At 73.2% G+C, this 16,726-nt stretch carries 17 protein-coding genes; 14 read left to right on the forward strand and 3 right to left on the reverse strand.

The genetic code is table 11. From position 1 onward, the window contains the following. The first annotated feature begins 42 nt into the window (after positions 1–42). The 10 genes from ITP53_RS32170 to ITP53_RS32215 all read left to right on the forward strand — a co-directional run bounded on the left by ITP53_RS32170 (position 43) and on the right by ITP53_RS32215 (position 11,360). Positions 43–2,556, forward strand: a complete 2,514-nt coding sequence (locus ITP53_RS32170) for a hypothetical protein (protein ID WP_195899213.1) — start codon at positions 43–45, stop codon at positions 2,554–2,556. 140 nt (positions 2,557–2,696) lie between these two features. After that, a complete protein-coding gene (gene mreB, locus ITP53_RS32175) occupies positions 2,697–3,926 on the forward strand; it encodes a rod shape-determining protein (RefSeq protein ID WP_195899214.1) in 1,230 nt (409 codons plus the stop codon). Then, entirely contained in the window at positions 3,923–4,651 is a 729-nt protein-coding gene (mreC, locus tag ITP53_RS32180; RefSeq protein WP_195899215.1) for a rod shape-determining protein MreC, read from the forward strand. The genes mreB and mreC overlap by 4 nt, the downstream gene beginning before the upstream one ends. 3 nt (positions 4,652–4,654) lie before the next feature. Then, positions 4,655–5,119 (forward strand): rod shape-determining protein MreD, encoded by a 465-nt coding sequence (locus tag ITP53_RS32185; RefSeq protein ID WP_195899216.1) that lies wholly within the window; start codon positions 4,655–4,657, stop codon positions 5,117–5,119. Next, a complete protein-coding gene (gene mrdA, locus ITP53_RS32190) occupies positions 5,112–7,082 on the forward strand; it encodes a penicillin-binding protein 2 (RefSeq protein WP_195899217.1) in 1,971 nt (656 codons plus the stop codon). The genes ITP53_RS32185 and mrdA overlap by 8 nt, the downstream gene beginning before the upstream one ends. Further along, positions 7,079–8,215, forward strand: a complete 1,137-nt coding sequence (gene rodA, locus ITP53_RS32195; protein WP_195899218.1) for a rod shape-determining protein RodA — start codon at positions 7,079–7,081, stop codon at positions 8,213–8,215. The genes mrdA and rodA overlap by 4 nt, the downstream gene beginning before the upstream one ends. 4 nt (positions 8,216–8,219) lie before the next feature. Beyond that, positions 8,220–8,852 carry a DUF4291 domain-containing protein gene (locus ITP53_RS32200; RefSeq protein ID WP_328816434.1) on the forward strand — a complete coding sequence of 211 codons (633 nt, stop codon included), beginning with the start codon at positions 8,220–8,222 and terminating at the stop codon, positions 8,850–8,852. Beyond that, a complete protein-coding gene (locus ITP53_RS32205; protein ID WP_195899219.1) occupies positions 8,843–9,493 on the forward strand; it encodes an NAD-dependent epimerase/dehydratase family protein in 651 nt (216 codons plus the stop codon). Before ITP53_RS32200 ends, ITP53_RS32205 begins: the two co-directional genes overlap by 10 nt. 106 nt (positions 9,494–9,599) lie before the next feature. Then, positions 9,600–10,691 carry an LLM class flavin-dependent oxidoreductase gene (locus tag ITP53_RS32210; RefSeq protein WP_195899220.1) on the forward strand — a complete coding sequence of 364 codons (1,092 nt, stop codon included), beginning with the start codon at positions 9,600–9,602 and terminating at the stop codon, positions 10,689–10,691. A gap of 36 nt (positions 10,692–10,727) precedes the next feature. Then, on the forward strand, positions 10,728–11,360 hold the full coding sequence (locus ITP53_RS32215) for an FMN reductase (RefSeq protein WP_195899221.1): 633 nt from the start codon (positions 10,728–10,730) through the stop codon (positions 11,358–11,360). 40 nt (positions 11,361–11,400) lie between these two features. On the opposite strand, the gene ITP53_RS32220 is transcribed toward ITP53_RS32215, so the two are convergent. Continuing rightward, on the reverse strand, positions 11,401–12,321 hold the full coding sequence (locus tag ITP53_RS32220) for an NHL repeat-containing protein (protein WP_195899222.1): 921 nt from the start codon (positions 12,319–12,321) through the stop codon (positions 11,401–11,403). A 253-nt stretch (positions 12,322–12,574) separates the two neighbouring features. Between ITP53_RS32220 and ITP53_RS32225 the strand changes: the two genes are divergently transcribed. From ITP53_RS32225 to ITP53_RS32240, 4 genes are all read left to right on the forward strand, one after another. After that, on the forward strand, positions 12,575–13,081 hold the full coding sequence (locus tag ITP53_RS32225) for a hypothetical protein (RefSeq protein WP_195899223.1): 507 nt from the start codon (positions 12,575–12,577) through the stop codon (positions 13,079–13,081). Between the two features lie 28 nt (positions 13,082–13,109). Beyond that, positions 13,110–13,715 carry a cyclodeaminase/cyclohydrolase family protein gene (locus tag ITP53_RS32230; protein WP_195899224.1) on the forward strand — a complete coding sequence of 202 codons (606 nt, stop codon included), beginning with the start codon at positions 13,110–13,112 and terminating at the stop codon, positions 13,713–13,715. Next, the gene (locus ITP53_RS32235; RefSeq protein WP_195899225.1) at positions 13,712–14,539 is read left to right on the forward strand and encodes a bifunctional 5,10-methylenetetrahydrofolate dehydrogenase/5,10-methenyltetrahydrofolate cyclohydrolase; all 828 of its coding nucleotides are present in this window, start codon (positions 13,712–13,714) and stop codon (positions 14,537–14,539) included. The genes ITP53_RS32230 and ITP53_RS32235 overlap by 4 nt, the downstream gene beginning before the upstream one ends. A 90-nt stretch (positions 14,540–14,629) precedes the next feature. Beyond that, on the forward strand, positions 14,630–15,331 hold the full coding sequence (locus tag ITP53_RS32240) for a type 1 glutamine amidotransferase (RefSeq protein ID WP_195899226.1): 702 nt from the start codon (positions 14,630–14,632) through the stop codon (positions 15,329–15,331). Here the strand turns inward: ITP53_RS32240 and ITP53_RS32245 are convergent. Beyond that, complete coding sequence (locus ITP53_RS32245) at positions 15,300–15,821, reverse strand: sulfite exporter TauE/SafE family protein (RefSeq protein WP_328816439.1); 522 nt, start codon at positions 15,819–15,821, stop codon at positions 15,300–15,302. The genes ITP53_RS32240 and ITP53_RS32245 overlap by 32 nt on opposite strands. Positions 15,822–15,898: 77 nt before the next feature. Beyond that, a partial coding sequence (locus tag ITP53_RS32250; protein ID WP_328816441.1) for an alpha/beta hydrolase family protein occupies positions 15,899–16,726 on the reverse strand: 828 nt, incomplete at its 5' end.

Here is a 16,726-nt window from a genome sequence, read left to right on the forward strand (position 1 = left end):
ACCGCCTGCGAGACCCGGCCCAAGCGGGGCAGAGGGCTGGGCGTGGCGAAGACGACCCGTACGTTCCTGCTCACGGCCGCGGTGTTCGCGCTGGCCGTCTCCGGCCTGTGCGCCGTCCCTCCCGTCGGCTACTTCCTGCTGAGCCGGGCGCTCGCGGTGGTGCTGGTCTTCCCCGGCCTGGGCCAGGGGCGGCCGGCGATCACGGCGGCGATTCTCGTGGCCTTCGCCGTGGCTCTGACGGCCGGGGCCCACGTCGTGTTCAGGTGGTCCGGGTTCGGCGAGTCGCGGCTCGGGCTGCTCGTCTGCTGGGGTCTGGCGGGCGGCCCCGCCGGGGTGTTCGCCGTCCTCGCGTGGGCGCGGCTGCACGACCGGCCGTTCCAGGAGCACGCGGCGTACGCCGCCTCATGGGGGATGGCGACGGCCCTGCTCGCCGCGCTCCTGGCGCTGGCCGTGACGCGCCGGGTCCCGGCCGCCCCGCGCGGGCGTGAGCGCTCGTTCCATCCCCGCACGTGGGTGCTGCCCGCGCTGGTGGCGGGGTGGGCGGTGGTGTGGAACGTGCTGCCGGGTGAGCAGCCGTTGCTCGCCTGGCTGCCGCTGTCCGAGAAGTACTTCGACCAGGTGGCCGTCGTCCTCGCCACCGTCGCGGCCGGCTCGCTCGAAGGGGTGTTGCGGCGGCGATTACCGGTCGAGGGGCGTCCCGGCCGCGCGTTCGTGCTGGCCTGGCTCGCGGCGTGCGCGGCGCCCCTGGTGTACGCGGCCGTGGTGGCGATCGACGGCGGCATGCGGGAGTTGCTGCTGGCCGAGCCGCTGAGCCCGGTATGGGTGACGGATTACCTCCAGGATCTCGGGTCGGCGCTGGTCGCCGAGCCCGCGCAGGTCGCGGTGCCGCCCTTGCTGATCGCGCTGGTGGCCACCGTGTGGCAGCGGATCGTCCCCCGTCGCGAGCGGGCGCCCGCCGCGCCCGATCCCGTGCGGACCGACCGCCGGTGGAGCCTGGTGGTGGCCGGGGCGGCGCTGGCGCTGACGTACTCGTGCCTGGCCGTCACGTCGCGCTATCCCGCGCTGACGCGGCGGACGTTCGACGAGGAGACGCCGGTGATGCTGCGGGCGCTCGCCTTACTCGCCCCGCCCGATCCGGTGCTGGGCACGACCGTCGTGGTGTGGTCATGGACGGTGGCGGCGGCGTTCGGGGCGTCGGCGGCGGTCCTGGTGTACGTCGCGGTGCGGGGGCGGCTCGTCCGGCTGTTCCCGGCGTCGGACTACCTGGTGCTGGTGGCCGCGCTCGCGCTGGCCGCCGCCCTGGCATGGAACGCGGGCGGCGTGATCGCCTATGCGGTGACCGGTGAGCGGCCGCTGGGCGTCTCGCCGGCCGAGGAGGCGGCCGCGTTCACGGCCTTCGTGCTGCCGGTGTTCGCGGCGCTGCTGTTCATCGTGCACTCGCAGGCCGCGGTGACGCGGTTCGCACGGATCGTGGACCTGGAGGGTGAGCGGGCGAAGCTGGGCGAGCGGTACCGGGCATGGAAGGAGCAGGTACGCGAGCACGCGCCCGGCCGCCGCGAGCGCGGGCTGATCGCGGCGCGGGCCGCCGGGGCGGCGCTGGTGCTGGCCGTGGTGGCGGGGGCCGTGCCCGGGTTCGGCATCGAGGTCCTGGACAACGGGCTCTTGCCGGCGGTGCCCGCGCTGTCCCTCGCGATGCCGCCGCCGGACAACCTCATGACCGCGCTCTACATCGTGTTCCTGGCCGGGCTGGCCTACCTGGGGCTCATGAAGGCGAACCTCCGTGAGCGCCGCGTGCCGGCCTGGCTCGCCCTGTGGGGGCTCTCGGTGGTGGCCGGAGGGCTGGCCGCGCTCGGGCCCGCGGGGCTGCAGATGGGGTTGGTCGCCGGGCCGTTCGTCGTCGCGGGCCTGGTGGTGACGCTGCGGCGGAAGGTCCTCATGTACGGGGCCGCGGTGCTGGTCCTCGTGGCCCTGGTGCCGCTCGTACGGGTGGCCCCGGCGCGCGAGCAGGTCCTGATCCGCCCGGCCACCTGGCAGGAGACGCGTGCCAGGCTGACGATCGACGCCTCCTACCCGCGGGCCGAGGGCGCGGACGTGGCGCGGGTCAACGCGGCCCTGTTCGCCCCGGTCCAGGAGGCCGTCGAGGAGGTCTCGCGGGATCTCCGGGCCAATCCGGCGGCCACCGCCGAGGTGCGGAGCACGTACGTCGTGGTGCGCAACGACGCCGCGGTGATCTCGGTGCGTTACACGTTTCCAGGCCGGGCGGGGCGCGCGGTCAACTTCGACCGGGCCGCGGGCGATACGCTCACCGTGCACGAGATCTTCGCCCCGGCCGCGTTCACACCGGCCGGCCGCCGGCTGCTGGCCGGCGCGCTACGGCCCCTCATGCCGCGCGGCCAGGACCCCAGGACCGTGACGGCGGACAACGAGCGCCTGCTGGTCAACCTGGGCACGGGCGCCGTGGAGTTCATGTTCGGGCGCGACTACTTCTGCACCGACTGCGCCCCCTTCACCGTACGGGTGCCGCGCGAACGACTCGGAGACCTGCTGCGGCGGTAAGGCTCCGAGCGCTCCGGCGACCCTGACCTGGGACGACAGGGGCGGATACAGAGTTGATACGTTTGCGGGCAGATCGCTCAGGGCAGCGCGAGGGCGGGCAGCGTCCCCCTGCCCTTCCCCGGTCGAAAGGCTGTGCGGCGATGGCATTCGCATGGGCTCTTCTCGGTCATGACATAGCGGTCGATCTCGGCACCGCCAACACGCTCGTCTACGTACGCAGGAAGGGCATCGTGCTGAACGAGCCCTCCGTCATCGCAATCAACCTTCACAAGAACACCGTGGTGGCCGTCGGCAAGGCGGCCAAGCGCATGGTGGGGCGCACTCCCCCGCACATCGCCACGATCAGGCCGCTCAAGGACGGCGTGATCGCGGATCTGGACGCGGCGGAGCGGATGTTACGGATGTTCATCCAGAGGGCGCACCCGAACAGGTTCCTGGCCAAGCCGCGCATCGTCGTGGCGGTGCCGAGCGGCACCACCTCGATCGAGCAGCGGGCTGTCAAGGAGGCCGCGTACGAGGCGGGCGCGCGCCGGGTGCACATCATCGAGGAGTCGATGGCCGCGGCCATCGGCGCCGGGCTGAAGGTCGGCGAGGCCACCGGCAACATGGTCGTGGACATCGGCGGCGGGACCACGGAGGTCGCCATCGTGTCCATGAGCGGCGTCGTGGTCGCCAAGTCGCTGCGGGTGGGCGGCGACGAGCTGGACGAGGCGATCATCACGTACACGAAGAAGGAACACGCGCTGCTGCTCGGCGACCGGACGGCCGAGCGGCTGAAGATCGACCTGGGCACGGTGCGGCCCGCGCCGGTGACCGCCCGCGACACCGATCCCGTGCCGAAGGGCCGGCACCGGGTCGGCGCGCCCGCCGAGCCCGTGGACGGGGAGCCGATCGCGGCGGAGGACGAGGAGCGGGAGCCGGCTCCCCCGTCGCGCTGGAACCCGTTCAGGTCCAGGCCCAAGGCCGAGACCGTGACGCCGGCCGCGGCGCCGCACCCGCTTGCCCCTGACGCCTCGGCCCCGGTACGCGGCCGCGACCTCGTCAGCGGGCTGCCGAAGACGGCGACGATCTCCGCCGAGCAGATCAGCGAGGCCATCGAGGACCAGGTGCAGACCATCATCGACGCCGTGCAGACGACGCTCGACCAGTGCCCGGCCGAGCTGGCCGGCGACCTGCTGGACAACGGCATCGTGCTGACCGGCGGCGGCGCGCTGCTGCGCGGCCTGGCCGAGCGGATGGGCGAGGCCACCGGCATGCCGATCAGGGTGGTGGACAAGCCGCTGTACTCGGTGGCGCTGGGCGCGGGCCGCTGCGTCGAGCGCTTCCAGGCCATGCGTGACGTGCTGCTGCCCGATTGGTCACGCCGGTGAAGCGGACGCTCGTCCTGCTCGTGCTCGCCGCCGGCGTCCTGCTCGTCGTGATCGACCGTACGCTGGCCCCGCTCGCCCCGCTGAGGGCCGCCGGCTCGGCCGTGTACGGCACGGCGGAGAGCGCGGTCGGGACCGTCACCAGGTCGTTCGGCGGCGAGCAGCGGCTGCGGGCGCTGGAGCGGGAGAACGCCGGGCTGCGCGCTGACCTGCTGACCACCACCCGGCAGGGCCCGGCGGTCTCCGGGCATGAGGGCGTGGCCGCGCACGTGGTCGGGTTCGGCCGGGACCGCAGCGTCACCGTCGACGCCGGCTCAGGGGCGGGCGTCACGCGGGACGTGACGGTGCTGAACGCCGACGGCCTCGTGGGCAAGATCAGTTGGGCCGGCTCCTCGACCGCCTCGGTGTCCCTGATCACCGACGCCTCCTCCTCCGTGGGCGCGCGCATGGCGGGCTCGGGCGAGCTGGGCATGGTGACGGGGCTGCCGGGCGACGGGCTGCTGCGGCTGAGCCTGTTCGACCCGAACGCGCCGCTCAAGGCCGGCGACCAGGTGGTGACGCTCGGCTCGGCGGGCGGGCGGCCGTATGTCGCCAGGGTGCCCATCGGCACGGTCACCACGATCGAGAGCGTGCCGGGCGCGGCCATCCGTACGGCGCTGGTCCGGCCCGCCGCCCGGCTGTCCGCGCTCGACCTCGTCACCGTGATCGTGCCGGAACCCGAGGGGTGAGCCATGGGGCTGGTGCTGTTCATGTTCGCCGCTCCGCTGCTCCAGGTGCTGCTGGTGAACCGGTCGCCGTGGGGTGGGCCCGACCTGGTGACGCTGGCCGTGGTGTGGCTCGCGCTGTCCAGGGGCCCGGTCTGGGGGTGCGTGGCCGGACTGGTGGCGGGGCTGGCCGCCGACGTGACGCCGCCCGCCGACGGCACGGTGGGGCGCACGGCCCTGGTGCTGTCGGTGACCGGGCTGCTGACCGGGCGGTGGCGCGAGGGCAAGGCCCCGATGGTGGCCGCGCCCGGCGTCGCTCTCGGGCTGGTGCTGCAGGCGGGCGCGGCGGTGGCGCTGGGCGACGAGCACTGGACGGCCGTGGTCTCGTGGCTGCCGCCTGCCCTGGGCTGGACGGTGGCGCTCGGCGCGCTCGTGGCCGCGGTGATCGCGCGGCGCCGGCCGCATCCGGCGGTGGTGTCGCGCCGTGTCTAGGGCCAGGTTGTTCGTGTTGCGGCTGCTCGTCACGGCGATGCTGGTCACGCTGGTGGGGCGGCTGTGGCAGTTGCAGGTGGCCAGCGGAGACGAGTACGTCCGGGCGGCGGCCGACGTGCGGATCAGGACGGTGTCGCTGCCGCCGACCCGCGGCCAGATCCTCGACGCGGCCGGGCGTCCGCTGGTGACGAACAACACCAGGCCGGTGGTCACGGTCGACGCCGTGGCGCTGAACCACCAGCCGGACGGCGGACGGGCGGTGCTCACGCGGCTGGGGAAGGTGCTGCGGCAGCCGTACGAGCAGATCGCGGAGAAGGTCAGGCTGTGCGGGCCGGGAGTGGCGCAACCGTGCTGGCAGGGGTCGCCGTACGAGCCGATCCCCGTCGCGCAGGGCGTCACGGTGCCGGTGGCGCTGCAGATCAGCGAGCGGCAGCGGGACTTCCCCGGCGTGCGTACGGAGCTCCGCCCGGTCCGCGTCTACCCGTTCGGCGCGGCGGCCGCCCACACCCTGGGGTACGTGCAGGGCGGCAAGGGCCGCGCCGGGCTCGAAGGCGTGTACGACGAGGCGCTGGCCGGCCACCCAGGGCGGCGTGACGTGGCCGTGGACAACACCGGACGGGTCACCACGACGCTCAGGCAGGACCCGCCCACCCCCGGGAACTCGCTCGTGACCAGCATCGACTCCCGCATCCAGACCATCACCGAGCAGGCGCTCGACCGGGCGCTGGCCCGCAGCGGCGGCGAGTCCGGCGCGGCCGTGGTGCTGGAGTCGCGGACCGGCCGGGTGGTCGCGCTGGCCGGGCTGCCCTCCTACGACCCGTCGGTGTGGACCGACGGCGTGACGGCCCGCGAGTACAAGGCTCTGCCGCTGCTGTCGCAGGCCGTGCAGGGCCAGTGGGCGCCAGGCTCCACCTGGAAGGTCGCCTCCACGGCCGCCGCCGTGACGGCCGGCTACGACCTCGGCGCCGTCTACGACTGCCCGAGCGGCTACACGGTCGGCAACCGGGTGTTCAGGAACTTCGGCAGCGCCGACCTGGGCCGGATGACCATGCACGGGGCGCTGGTCCAGTCGTGCGACACGATCTTCTACCGGCTGGCCGACGAGCTCTGGGAGCGCGGCTCCGAGGCCCTGCAGGAAACCGCGCGCGGGTTCGGCTTCGGCACGCCGACCGGGGTGGACCTGCCGGGCGAGGCGGCGGGGGCGGTGCCGGACGCCGCGGCCAAGAAGGCGTCGTGGCAGGCCACGCGCGAGGAGAGCTGCCGCCGGGCCACCAGGGGCTACCCGGAGCTGGCCGATCGGGGGCGGGCCGCCTACCTGACCACGCTCGCCAGGGAGAACTGCCAAGGTGGCGGCGTGTGGCGCGGCGGCGACGCGGCCAACCTGTCCATCGGGCAGGGCGGCGTGCTGGTCACGCCGCTGCAGTTGGCGCGGGCGTACGCGGCCATCGCCAACGGCGGCACCCTGTACAGCCCGCGCGTCGGCCAGAAGATCGTCCGTCCCGACGGGACCACGGTCGAGACGATCACGCCGCCGGTGACGGGCCGGCTGCCGGCCTCCGCCGAGACGCTGCGGTTCATCAGGCAGGCGCTGAGCGAGGTGCCCAGGAAGGGGACGGCGGAGGCGGCGTTCGAGGACTTCCCGTTCGGCGAGATCGCGGTGGCGGGGAAGACCGGCACGGCGGAGTCGTTCGGGCACCGGGACACCTCCTGGTTCGCCTCCTTCGCGCCGGATCCCGCCTACACCGTGGTCGTCATGCTGTCCGAGGGCGGCAGGGGCGCGGAGGGGGCCGCTCCGGCCGCCCGCGACATCTGGGAGGGCGTGCTCGGGCTGAGGGAGCGGCGAGGGCCAGGTGAGCGCGATCACCAAACACAGGAGCGGCGAACGTTCAGGCCCGAGAGCGGTAGCCCGCGTGACCAGCGAGGGCCGAGTGAGCCCGACCATCAAACACAGGAGCGGCGATGATCGCGGTCACCGGGAGGCGGCGGATCGTGTGGGCGCCCACGCTGGCCCCGCCCGACCGGGTGCTGACGCTGCTCGCGCTGGCCCTTTCCGTGGCCGGGCTGCTGCTGGTGTGGTCGGCCACCCGGATGTCGGGCGACCTCTCGCAGTTGCTGCGCCAGGCGGCGAGCGTGGTGCTGGGACTGGTGCTCATGTGGTTCGTGTCCCGGGTGGATCTGCGGGTGCTGCGGGCGTACGTGCCGGTGGCGTACGTGCTGGTGCTGGTGTCGCTCGCGGGCGTGCTGACCCCGCTGGGGGTGCGCGTGAACGGGGCGCACTCGTGGATCACGCTGGCTCCCGGGGTGCAGTTCCAGCCGTCGGAGTTCGCCAAGGTGGGCCTGGCGCTGGCGTTCGCGGTGCCGCTCGGTGAGCTGCGCGACGGCCAGGGGCGGCCGGGGTTCGGCGGGGTGGTGGTGGCGCTGGCGCTGGCCGCGGCGCCGATCGGGTTGATCGCGCTGCAGCCGGACCTCGGGACGATGCTGGTGTTCGCGGCCATGGTCGCCGGGGCGCTGCTGGTGTCGGGGGCGCCCAAGCGGTGGCTGCTGGTGCTGGTCGCGGGCGCGGCCGGAGCGGGCGCGGCGGCGTGGCGGCTCGGGCTGGTACGGCCGTACCAGATCGAACGGCTGCTGGTGCTGGCGAACCCGGGAGCCGACCCGGGCGGCGTGGGGTACAACGCCGCCCAGGCGCGCATCGCGATCGGCTCGGGCGGGCTCCTCGGCAAGGGGCTGCTCAACGGCGAGCAGACGGCCGGGCACTTCGTCCCTGAGCAGCACACCGACTTCATCTTCACGGTTGCGGGCGAGGAGCTCGGGTTCGCCGGCGCCACGGCCATCGTGCTGGCCATGGGCGCGTTGCTGTGGCGCGGGTTGTCGATCGCCAGGCACAGCGCCTCGCCGTACGGGACGGTGCTGGCCGGCGCCGTGGTGTCGTGGCTGGCGTTCCAGACGTTCATGAACGTCGGCATGACGGTCGGGCTCATGCCGATCGTGGGCGTGCCGCTGCCCTTCGTGTCGTACGGCGGCTCCGCCACGGTCGCCGGCCTGCTCGCGATCGGGCTGCTCCAGGCCGCCCACCGGACCCGGCCCATGCAGCCATAACCGGTTGCCCCCGGTACGGATCTTCGCCAGGCTGGACGGCATGACCGTGCCCTACCGGCAGATCAGGGCCGCCTGCACCGAGCGGTCGATCACCGTCTACCAGGCGTACGACGCCGCCATCGCCGGGCCCGCCGTGGCCGCGCAGCGGTTGGTGGCGCCGTTCAAGCGGGAGCGGATGACCTGGATCAAGCCGTCGTTCCTGTGGATGATGTACCGCTGCGGCTACGCGACCAAGCCCGGCCAGGAGCGGGTGCTGGCGATCGAGCTGAGCAGGGACGGGTTCGCGTGGGCGCTGGAGCACTCCTGTCCCAGCCATGACGACCGGAGTCCCGGGTGGCGCGAGCGGCTCCGGCGCAGCCCCGTGCGGATCCAGTGGGATCCCGAGCGGGGGTTGCGGCACGAGGCGTTGCCGTACCGGTCGATCCAGATCGGGTTGTCCGGGGAGGCGGTGCGGCGCTACGTGGAGGAGTGGACGCTCGCGATCACCGACGTGACCGAACTGGCGCGCGAGGTGCGCGCGGCGCTGCCGGCCGGCCACGCCGAGCCCCAGGTGAGCGCGCTCCTGCCGGTCGAGCGGCCCTATCCTCTGCCTGAGGGCATCATGGAGACGATCGGGGCGAGCCGGGCATGCGAGTGATCCTCTTCGGGGCGACCGGGATGATCGGGCAGGGGGTGCTCAGGGAGTGCCTGCTCGACGACCGGGTGACGGCCGTGCTCACGGTCGGCCGCGCACCCACGGGGATCGTCCACGGCAAGCTCCGCGAGATCACGCACGCCGACCTGCTCGACCTGGCGCCCATCGAGGGCTCCCTGGCCGGCTACGACGCGTGCTTCTTCTGCCTCGGCGTCTCGTCGGCGGGCATGAACGAGCGGGACTACCGGCGCGTCACCTATGACCTCACGCTCTCTGTGGCCCGGACCCTCGCCAGGCTCAGCCCGGACTCGGCCTTCGTGTACGTCTCGGGCGCCGGCACCGACGCCGGCGGGCGGTCGATGTGGGCGAGGGTGAAGGGCGAGACGGAGAACGCGCTGCTCGCCCTGCCGTTCCGGGCGTACATGTTCCGTGCCGGTTTCGTGCACCCCAGGCACGGCGTCACCTCGCGCACCCGGCTCCACCGAGTGGCCTACATCGTGATCCGTCCGCTCTATCCCGCGCTGCGACTGCTGTTCCCCTCGGCGGTGACGACGACGGAGCGGATCGGCCAGGCCATGATCACGGTTGCCGAGCGCGGGGCGCCCAAGCGGATCCTCGAAGCGGCGGACATCAACGCCCTCTGAGGCGGAACCGGGGCGGAACCGGGGCGGCGTGCATGATGGAATATCCCCGGAGGGCTCGGCGCTACCGTACCCGTCAAAGATTCAACAGTCATGGATGGTGACTAAAGTGCAGTTCGGAATCTTCAGCGTGGGCGACGTGACCATGGACCCGACCACGGGAAGGACGCCGGCGGAGCGCGAGCGGATCAAGGCCATGGTGACGATCGCGCTCAAGGCCGAGGAGGTCGGGCTGGACGTGTTCGCCATGGGCGAGCACCACAACCCGCCGTTCGTGCCGTCCTCCCCGACCACCATGCTCGGCTACATCGCGGCCAGGACCGAGCGGCTCGTCCTGTCCACCGCGACCACGCTCATCACCACCAACGACCCGGTGAAGATCGCCGAGGACTACGCCATGCTGCAGCACCTGGCGGACGGCCGGGTGGACCTCATGATGGGGCGGGGCAACACCGGGCCCGTCTATCCGTGGTTCGGCCAGGACATCAGGCAGGGCATCCCGCTGGCCATCGAGAACTACGCGCTGTTGCACCGGCTGTGGCGCGAGGACGTGGTCGACTGGGAGGGGCGCTTCCGCACGCCGCTGCAGGGCTTCACGTCCACGCCGCGCCCGCTGGACGGGGTGCCGCCGTTCGTGTGGCACGGCTCGATCCGCAGCCCGGAGATCGCCGAGCAGGCCGCCTACTACGGTGACGGCTTCTTCGCCAACAACATCTTCTGGCCGAAGGAGCACTTCATCCGGCTGATCAGCCTCTACAGGCAGCGGTACGCCCACTACGGCCACGGCACGCCCGAGCAGGCCATCGTCGGGCTCGGCGGCCAGGCGTTCATGCGGAAGAACTCCCAGGACGCCGTACGCGAGTTCCGCCCGTACTTCGACAACGCCCCCGTGTACGGCCACGGGCCGTCGCTGGAGGAGTTCACCGCCGAGACCCCGCTCACCGTGGGCAGCCCGCAGCAGGTCATCGACAGGACGCTCGAGTTCAGGGAGTCCTTCGGCGACTACCAGCGGCAGCTCTTCCTCATGGACCACGCGGGCCTGCCGCTGAAGACGGTGCTGGAGCAGCTCGACCTGCTGGGCGAGGAGGTCGTGCCGGTGCTGCGCGCCGAGTTCGCCAAGAACCGGCCCGCCGAAGTGCCCGACGCTCCCACGCACGCCTCCCTGCTCGCCGCCAGGACCGCCGCACCCGTCACCGCCTGACCCAGCCTGAACCCTCCGGGAAGGAGACCGACCCCCATGAACCTCGTCGTCGTCACGGCGGGTCTGACCCAGCCGTCCTCCAGCCGCCTGCTCGCCGACCGGCTCGCCGCCGCGGTGGGGCGCCGGCTGGCGGCCGCGGCGGGACCGCAGCCCGCCGAGGCGGCCGCCCCGCGCGTGATCGAGCTGCGCGACCTCGCCGTCGACATCGCGAACAACGTCGTCACCGGCTTCCCGAACACCAGACTGCGCGAGGTCGTGGAGGCGGTCACCGAGGCCGACGGGCTCATCGTGGTCACGCCGATCTTCAGCGGCTCCTACAGCGGCCTGTTCAAGTCGTTCTTCGACGTGATCGACAACACCGCGCTGGGCGGCAAGCCCGTGCTCATAGCCGCCACGGGCGGGACCGCCCGCCACTCGCTGGCTCTGGAGCACGCGATGCGCCCGCTGTTCGCGTACCTGCGCGCCGTGGTCGTCCCGACCGCCGTCTACGCGGCCTCCGAGGACTGGGGCGGCGGGCAGGACGCCTTCACCGACGGCCTGGGCGAGCGCGTCGAGCGGGCCGCCGTGGAGCTCGCCGACCTGCTGCTGCACCGGGCTCCGGCGAGCCGGGCGGACGACGAGGTCGTCCCCTTCGAGCAGCAGCTGGCGGCGCTGCGCCCGCCGGCGTGACCGCCGGGCCGGTCTTCCCGCCCGGCGGCCGCCGCGCCGGTCAGCGTTTGACGCTCACCACGTCGTACGTCGTGTCGGGCGTCGGGGTCGTCGTGAAGCGGGCGTTCGGCAGGTAGAGCCGGTGCCCGTAGGCGGCGACCGTGGTCGGGACGTCGAAGCGGGAGTCGGTCAGCCGCTTGACGATCTTCCCTGAGGAGCCGTCGCGGGCCAGCCCGATGACGGCCACCGTGTTGAGCCGGTTCAGTACGGCGTACAGGGTGCGGCCGGACAGCAGCAGGCCGTCGCCGTTGGTGAGCAGCTCGCCGCCCAGGTCCACCTCCGTGGCGACGCCGCTGGACGGGTCGACCTCGAACAACTTGCCGGTGTTCGACTGGACGACCAGCAGCGACCTGCGGTCGGGGCTGGGCGCGATGCCGTTGGCGTTGTTGCCGGTCGTGTACTCGATGTCGCCGCTGAGCGGGATCCTGACGGCCTCAGCGGGCAGCGCGCCGCGGCGGCCGAGGTCCAGCTTGTACAGCACCGGGTTCGCGGAGTCCGTGAAGTACGCGGCGCCGTCCGTGAGGATCACGTCGTTGACGAACGACGTGCCGGTGGCCAGCGTGTACGACTTGATGACCGCCCCGGTGCGCAGGTCGACGACCCGGGCGTCGCCGCCCGTCCCGCCGGCCACGAACAGCCGGCCGCGCCCGTCGGTCTTGAGCCCGAGCGACGGGGTGCCGGGGCCCTCGCTGAAGACCGACCCCTTCCCCGTACGCAGGTCGGCCCGGTAGATGTCGCCGGTGGCGCGGGAGCCGAAGTAGGCGTACGGGCCTGGCCCGATCGCTATCCCCTCCGGCTGGAACCCGTCTGGCAGCGGGAACGTGCCGGGGAACTTCCCGGCGGCGGCGGCCTGCGCGGGCACGCCACCCAGCATGAGCACGATTAAGGCACCGAGTGCGGTCTTCAGGATCGCGGATCTCATGCGGCCCACGATGCCCCCGGTCGCCGTCCGCGCAAAGGCCCAGAAGATGCTTCACAGGGAGCTTTCAGGAAGGGATCCGCCCAGCCCGGCGAAACCGGTCGCGGACCGCTCGGCGAGCACACGGGACGGATCTTCACCGAGCTCATCGTCCCGTGGCTCGTCTCCGGGACTACGCGGCTCGACTCCGGGACCACACCGCGCTGACGAAACCAAAGGGGTAAGTTGTGACATAACCGAACAAACGGGGTTGATCATGTCAAACGGTGCCCGTCATGTTCTGGGAGTAGTCGCGGGCCTGCTCCTTCCTCCGCTGGTCGCCGCCGGCGTGTGGTACGGCGTGGGCGAGTTCGCCCTCACCATCCAGAGGAACGCCGAGATCTCGTGGCTCGGGCTTTCCGTGCTGGCGGTGTCGGGGCTCGTGTTCGCCTTCCTGGCCGGCTCGCGCCTGTCGCCCATCGCCTCGCTCCTCGGCGGCCTGGGGTTCACCGCCCTGGGCGTCGTACCCGTGCTGGACCTGCAGGGGATACGGATCCTGCCGGACAGATGGCTGCCCGCCGCCATGGAGTCGGGTTTCCAGACCGTGGCGTACTCGGGGGTGATGCTGTTCTTCGGCGTCGCGCTGCTGGCCGCGTCGATGTTCCCGTCGCGGTGGCGGTCCAGGGTCGAGCATTTCGACTACCTGCCCGCATACGATGCGCAGGCGCCGTACCTGCCGCAGAGCGGGCCCGAGGACGCCACGCGGCCGATGTACCGCGAATGAGGATCGCGTGGCCTGGCAGAATGCCGCCATGCGCGATTCTAAGATCGTCGACTTCCTGGCCGAGCTCGCCGACCGGGTGCCCGCGCCCGGGGGCGGCGCCACCGCGGCCCTGCACGCGGCGCAGGCCGCCGCGCTGCTCGGCATGGTCGCCCGCTACACCACCGGGGAGAAGTACACCGGCCACACCGAGACCGTCGTCACGGTGATCGCCGAGACCGACACACTGCGGGCGCGGGCGCTGAAGCTGGCCGAGGAGGACGCGGCGGCGTTCCTCGCGGTCACCGACGCCTACCGGCTGCCCAAGGGTGAGGAGCGCAGCGCGGCCATCGCCAGGGCGCTGGCCGGTGCGGCCGAGCCGCCCGCCCGGGTGATCGAGGCTGCCACGAGGCTGGTCGAGTTGTGCGAGGTGCTGCTCCCGATCGGCAACCGCAACGTCGTCACCGACGTCGCCGCCGCGGCGGAGGCGGCGCGCGCCGCGCTCACCACCGCCCGGGTGAACGTCGAGGTCAACCTCGCCGGCATCAAGGACGAGCGGCTACGCGAGGAGCTGAAACTGCGCGTCTCCGGCGTCGACGCGGCCGTCGCCAGGGCAGACTGGGTGACCGCCGAGGTACGCGAGGAGATCAACCCTTGAAGACGCTGACCGGCAAGGACCTGGCCGCCGCGATCAGAGCCCAGACCGCGGCCGAGGCGACGGCGGGCCCGCAACCGCGGCTCGCCGTGGTGGTGGCCACCGCCGACGACGCCGGTTTGTGGTACGTCCGCTCGATCGCCAAGGCGGCGGCCGGCGTGGGCATCGCCTGTGACCTGGTCGACCTGGGGCCAGACGCCCGCCCCGAGCGCATCGGCGAGACGCTGACCAGACTCAGCGCCGACCCCAACGTGCACGGCGTGATCCTGCAGACCCCGCTTCCCGCCGGCGCCTCGGCTCAGGAGCTGGCCGGGTCCATCGATCCGCGCAAGGACGTCGACGGCGCCAACCCGCTGTCGCTGGGACGGCTGGCGGCCGGGCTGCCCGCGTTCCCGCCCGCGACGGCAGCGGCCGTGATGGCCTTGCTCGATCACTACGAGGTTGATCTCCTCGGCCGGCGGGCCGTGGTGGTGGGCCGCTCGACCGTGGTGGGCAAGCCGCTGGCGCACCTGCTGCTCGACCGGCACGCCACGGTCACCGTCTGCCACTCGCGCACCCGTGACCTGGCCGCCGTGACCTCCACGGCCGAGGTGCTGGTCGCGGCCACGGGCCGGGCGGGGCTGATCGGGCCCGCGCACGTGGCGCCGGGCGCGGTGGTGATCGACGTCGGCACCAACCCCACCCCCGACGGCGGGCTGACCGGCGACGTCGACTTCGACGCGGTCGCTGGCGTGGCCGGGGCGCTGACCCCGGTGCCCGGCGGTGTCGGTCCTGTGACCACCGCGCTGCTGCTGCGTCACACCGCGAGAGCGGCCAACCTGCCGTGACCCGGCGCGCGGCGGTGGCGGGCCCGGACTGGGTGACGGCCCGCCCTGAGCGGACCAGCGGATTCCCGACTTCGGTGACGGAGGCATGCGATGGGTGACGTCCTGATCGTGCAGAACAGCGGGAGCGGTGGCCCGAGCCGGTTCGGCGGCTGGCTGGAGGACGCCGGGCTCAAACTGGACGTCGTGCTCGCCCACGAGGGCGCTGCGCTGCCCGACCGCCTCGACCACGACGCCATGATCATGCTCGGTGGCGGCTACCTGCCGAGCGAGGACGACCGGGCCCCATGGCTGGCCGGCGCCCGGCGGCTCGTGGGGCAGGCCCTTGACGAGGGCGTGCCGCTGTTCGGCATCTGCCTGGGCGGGCAGATGATCGCCGAGGTGGCGGGCGGCGAGGTGACCGGCGGCACCGGCGCGCCAGAGAACGGCAGCCTGCCCCTCACGCTCCGGCCCGAGGCGGCCACGGACCCGCTCTTCCACGGCCTGCCTCCCGTGGTGCCCGCCGTCGAGCACCACAAGGACGCCGTCACCAGGCTCCCCCGCGACGCCATTTGGCTGGCGGAGACGCGCGCCTGCCCCTACCAGGCGTTCCGGGTGGGCCCGCGGGCGTGGGGTGTGCAGTTCCACCCCGAGGTGCTGCCCGCGCGCATCCGCGAGTGGCGCGCCAATGGCTTCGACCCCGCCGAGGTGTACGCCAGAGCCGTGGCGGACGAGCCGGTCTCGACGCCGATCTGGCACCAGGTGGCCACCCGGTTCGCCGGGATCATCGCGAATACGCGTCCCAGCCGAGCTTGATCGCCACCGCCAGCCCGCAGACCGCCGCCAGGTAGCGCAGGCTGTGCCCGGGCAGCCGGCGGGCGATCTTCGGGCCGAGCCACCCCCCGAGCAGAAACCCGGCCGCCAGCGGCGCCGCCGCCGCCCAGTCGACCGGCCCGAACACCGCGAACCCGAGCGCCGCCACCGCGTTCGCCAGCCCGGACAGCACGTTCTTCATGGCGTTCAGCTTGGGCGCCGGATGGTGCATCATGGCCGCGAGCACCGCGAACAGCAGGATGCCCCCGGCCGCGCCGAAATACCCCACGTAGATCGTCACGGCGAACAACGCCACCCGCGCCGCCACCCCGTGCTCGCCGTGCACCCTGCCGGACGGCGGCCTGGCCAGCAGCAGCGCGGCCATCGCGATCAGCCAGGGCGCGATCAGCTCGAACGTCCTGGCCGGCGTCACCAGCAGCAGGAACGCGCCCGTCGCCCCGCCGAGCACGGCCAGCGGGCCGAGCCTGCGCACCCGGGCGGCCTCCTATGGCACCGCCTTCCGGGCCGGCGCCCTCCTATGCCGCCAGTGCCCGCCATGCCGGCGCCCTCCTACGCCAGTGCCGCCGCGATGGCGTGTGCCGTGGCCTGCCAGATCGGCGTGGCCGGGGTGATGACGTCGAAGTGGTCCCCCGGCAGCTCCAGGTGCGTCACCTCGTCGCCCGCCTCCCCGGCCGCCCGCGCGTAACGGCGGCCGAAGTCGATCAGGTCCAGGTCGTCGTCCGTACCCTGGACGATGAGCTGTGGCACGCCGAGCGGCAGCCGGAGCAGCGGCGACGAGGCGGCGTACACGTCGGGGTCCGCCGTGGAGGCCGAGCCCAGTGCGGCGGCGGCCGCGCCGGACCCGAGCCACCGCCGGTCGGCCTCGACCAGGTCGAGCACCCCCGCCAGCGACACGGCCAGCGCCACCCGAGCCCCGTCCGCCGCCGCCCGCAGCGCGAGCTGCCCGCCCGCCGAGTGCCCGGCCACGGCGACCCTGCCGAGATCCGGGCGATCCTCCAGGGCGGCCAGGCCGACGGCGACGTCTGCGGTGGTGGCCTGCCAGCCGTGCGGGTCGGGACTGCGGTATTCGAGGTTCCACACCGCGAGCCCGCGCCCGACCAGGTCGGCGCAGAGCGCCTCCATCAGGTCCGCCTGCCAGATCCGCCGCCAGTACCCGCCGTGGATCAGCGCCACGACCGGTGGCCTGGTCACCCCGTCGGGCACGTACAGACCGGCCCACTGGTCCGGCGACGGGCCGTACGCGATCCGGCGGGATGGGTGCCTGGCCCGGTGCACGGCATGCCGGATCCCCCAGACCAGCCCGGCGACAACCCGCCCGTGAATGTCCGTCCGCCCGGCCCTCAGCTCACCCCCTGACCATCCCCCCAAATCCACGCC

Source organism: Nonomuraea cypriaca (assembly GCF_015645445.1).
Lineage (GTDB): Bacteria > Actinomycetota > Actinomycetes > Streptosporangiales > Streptosporangiaceae > Nonomuraea > Nonomuraea cypriaca.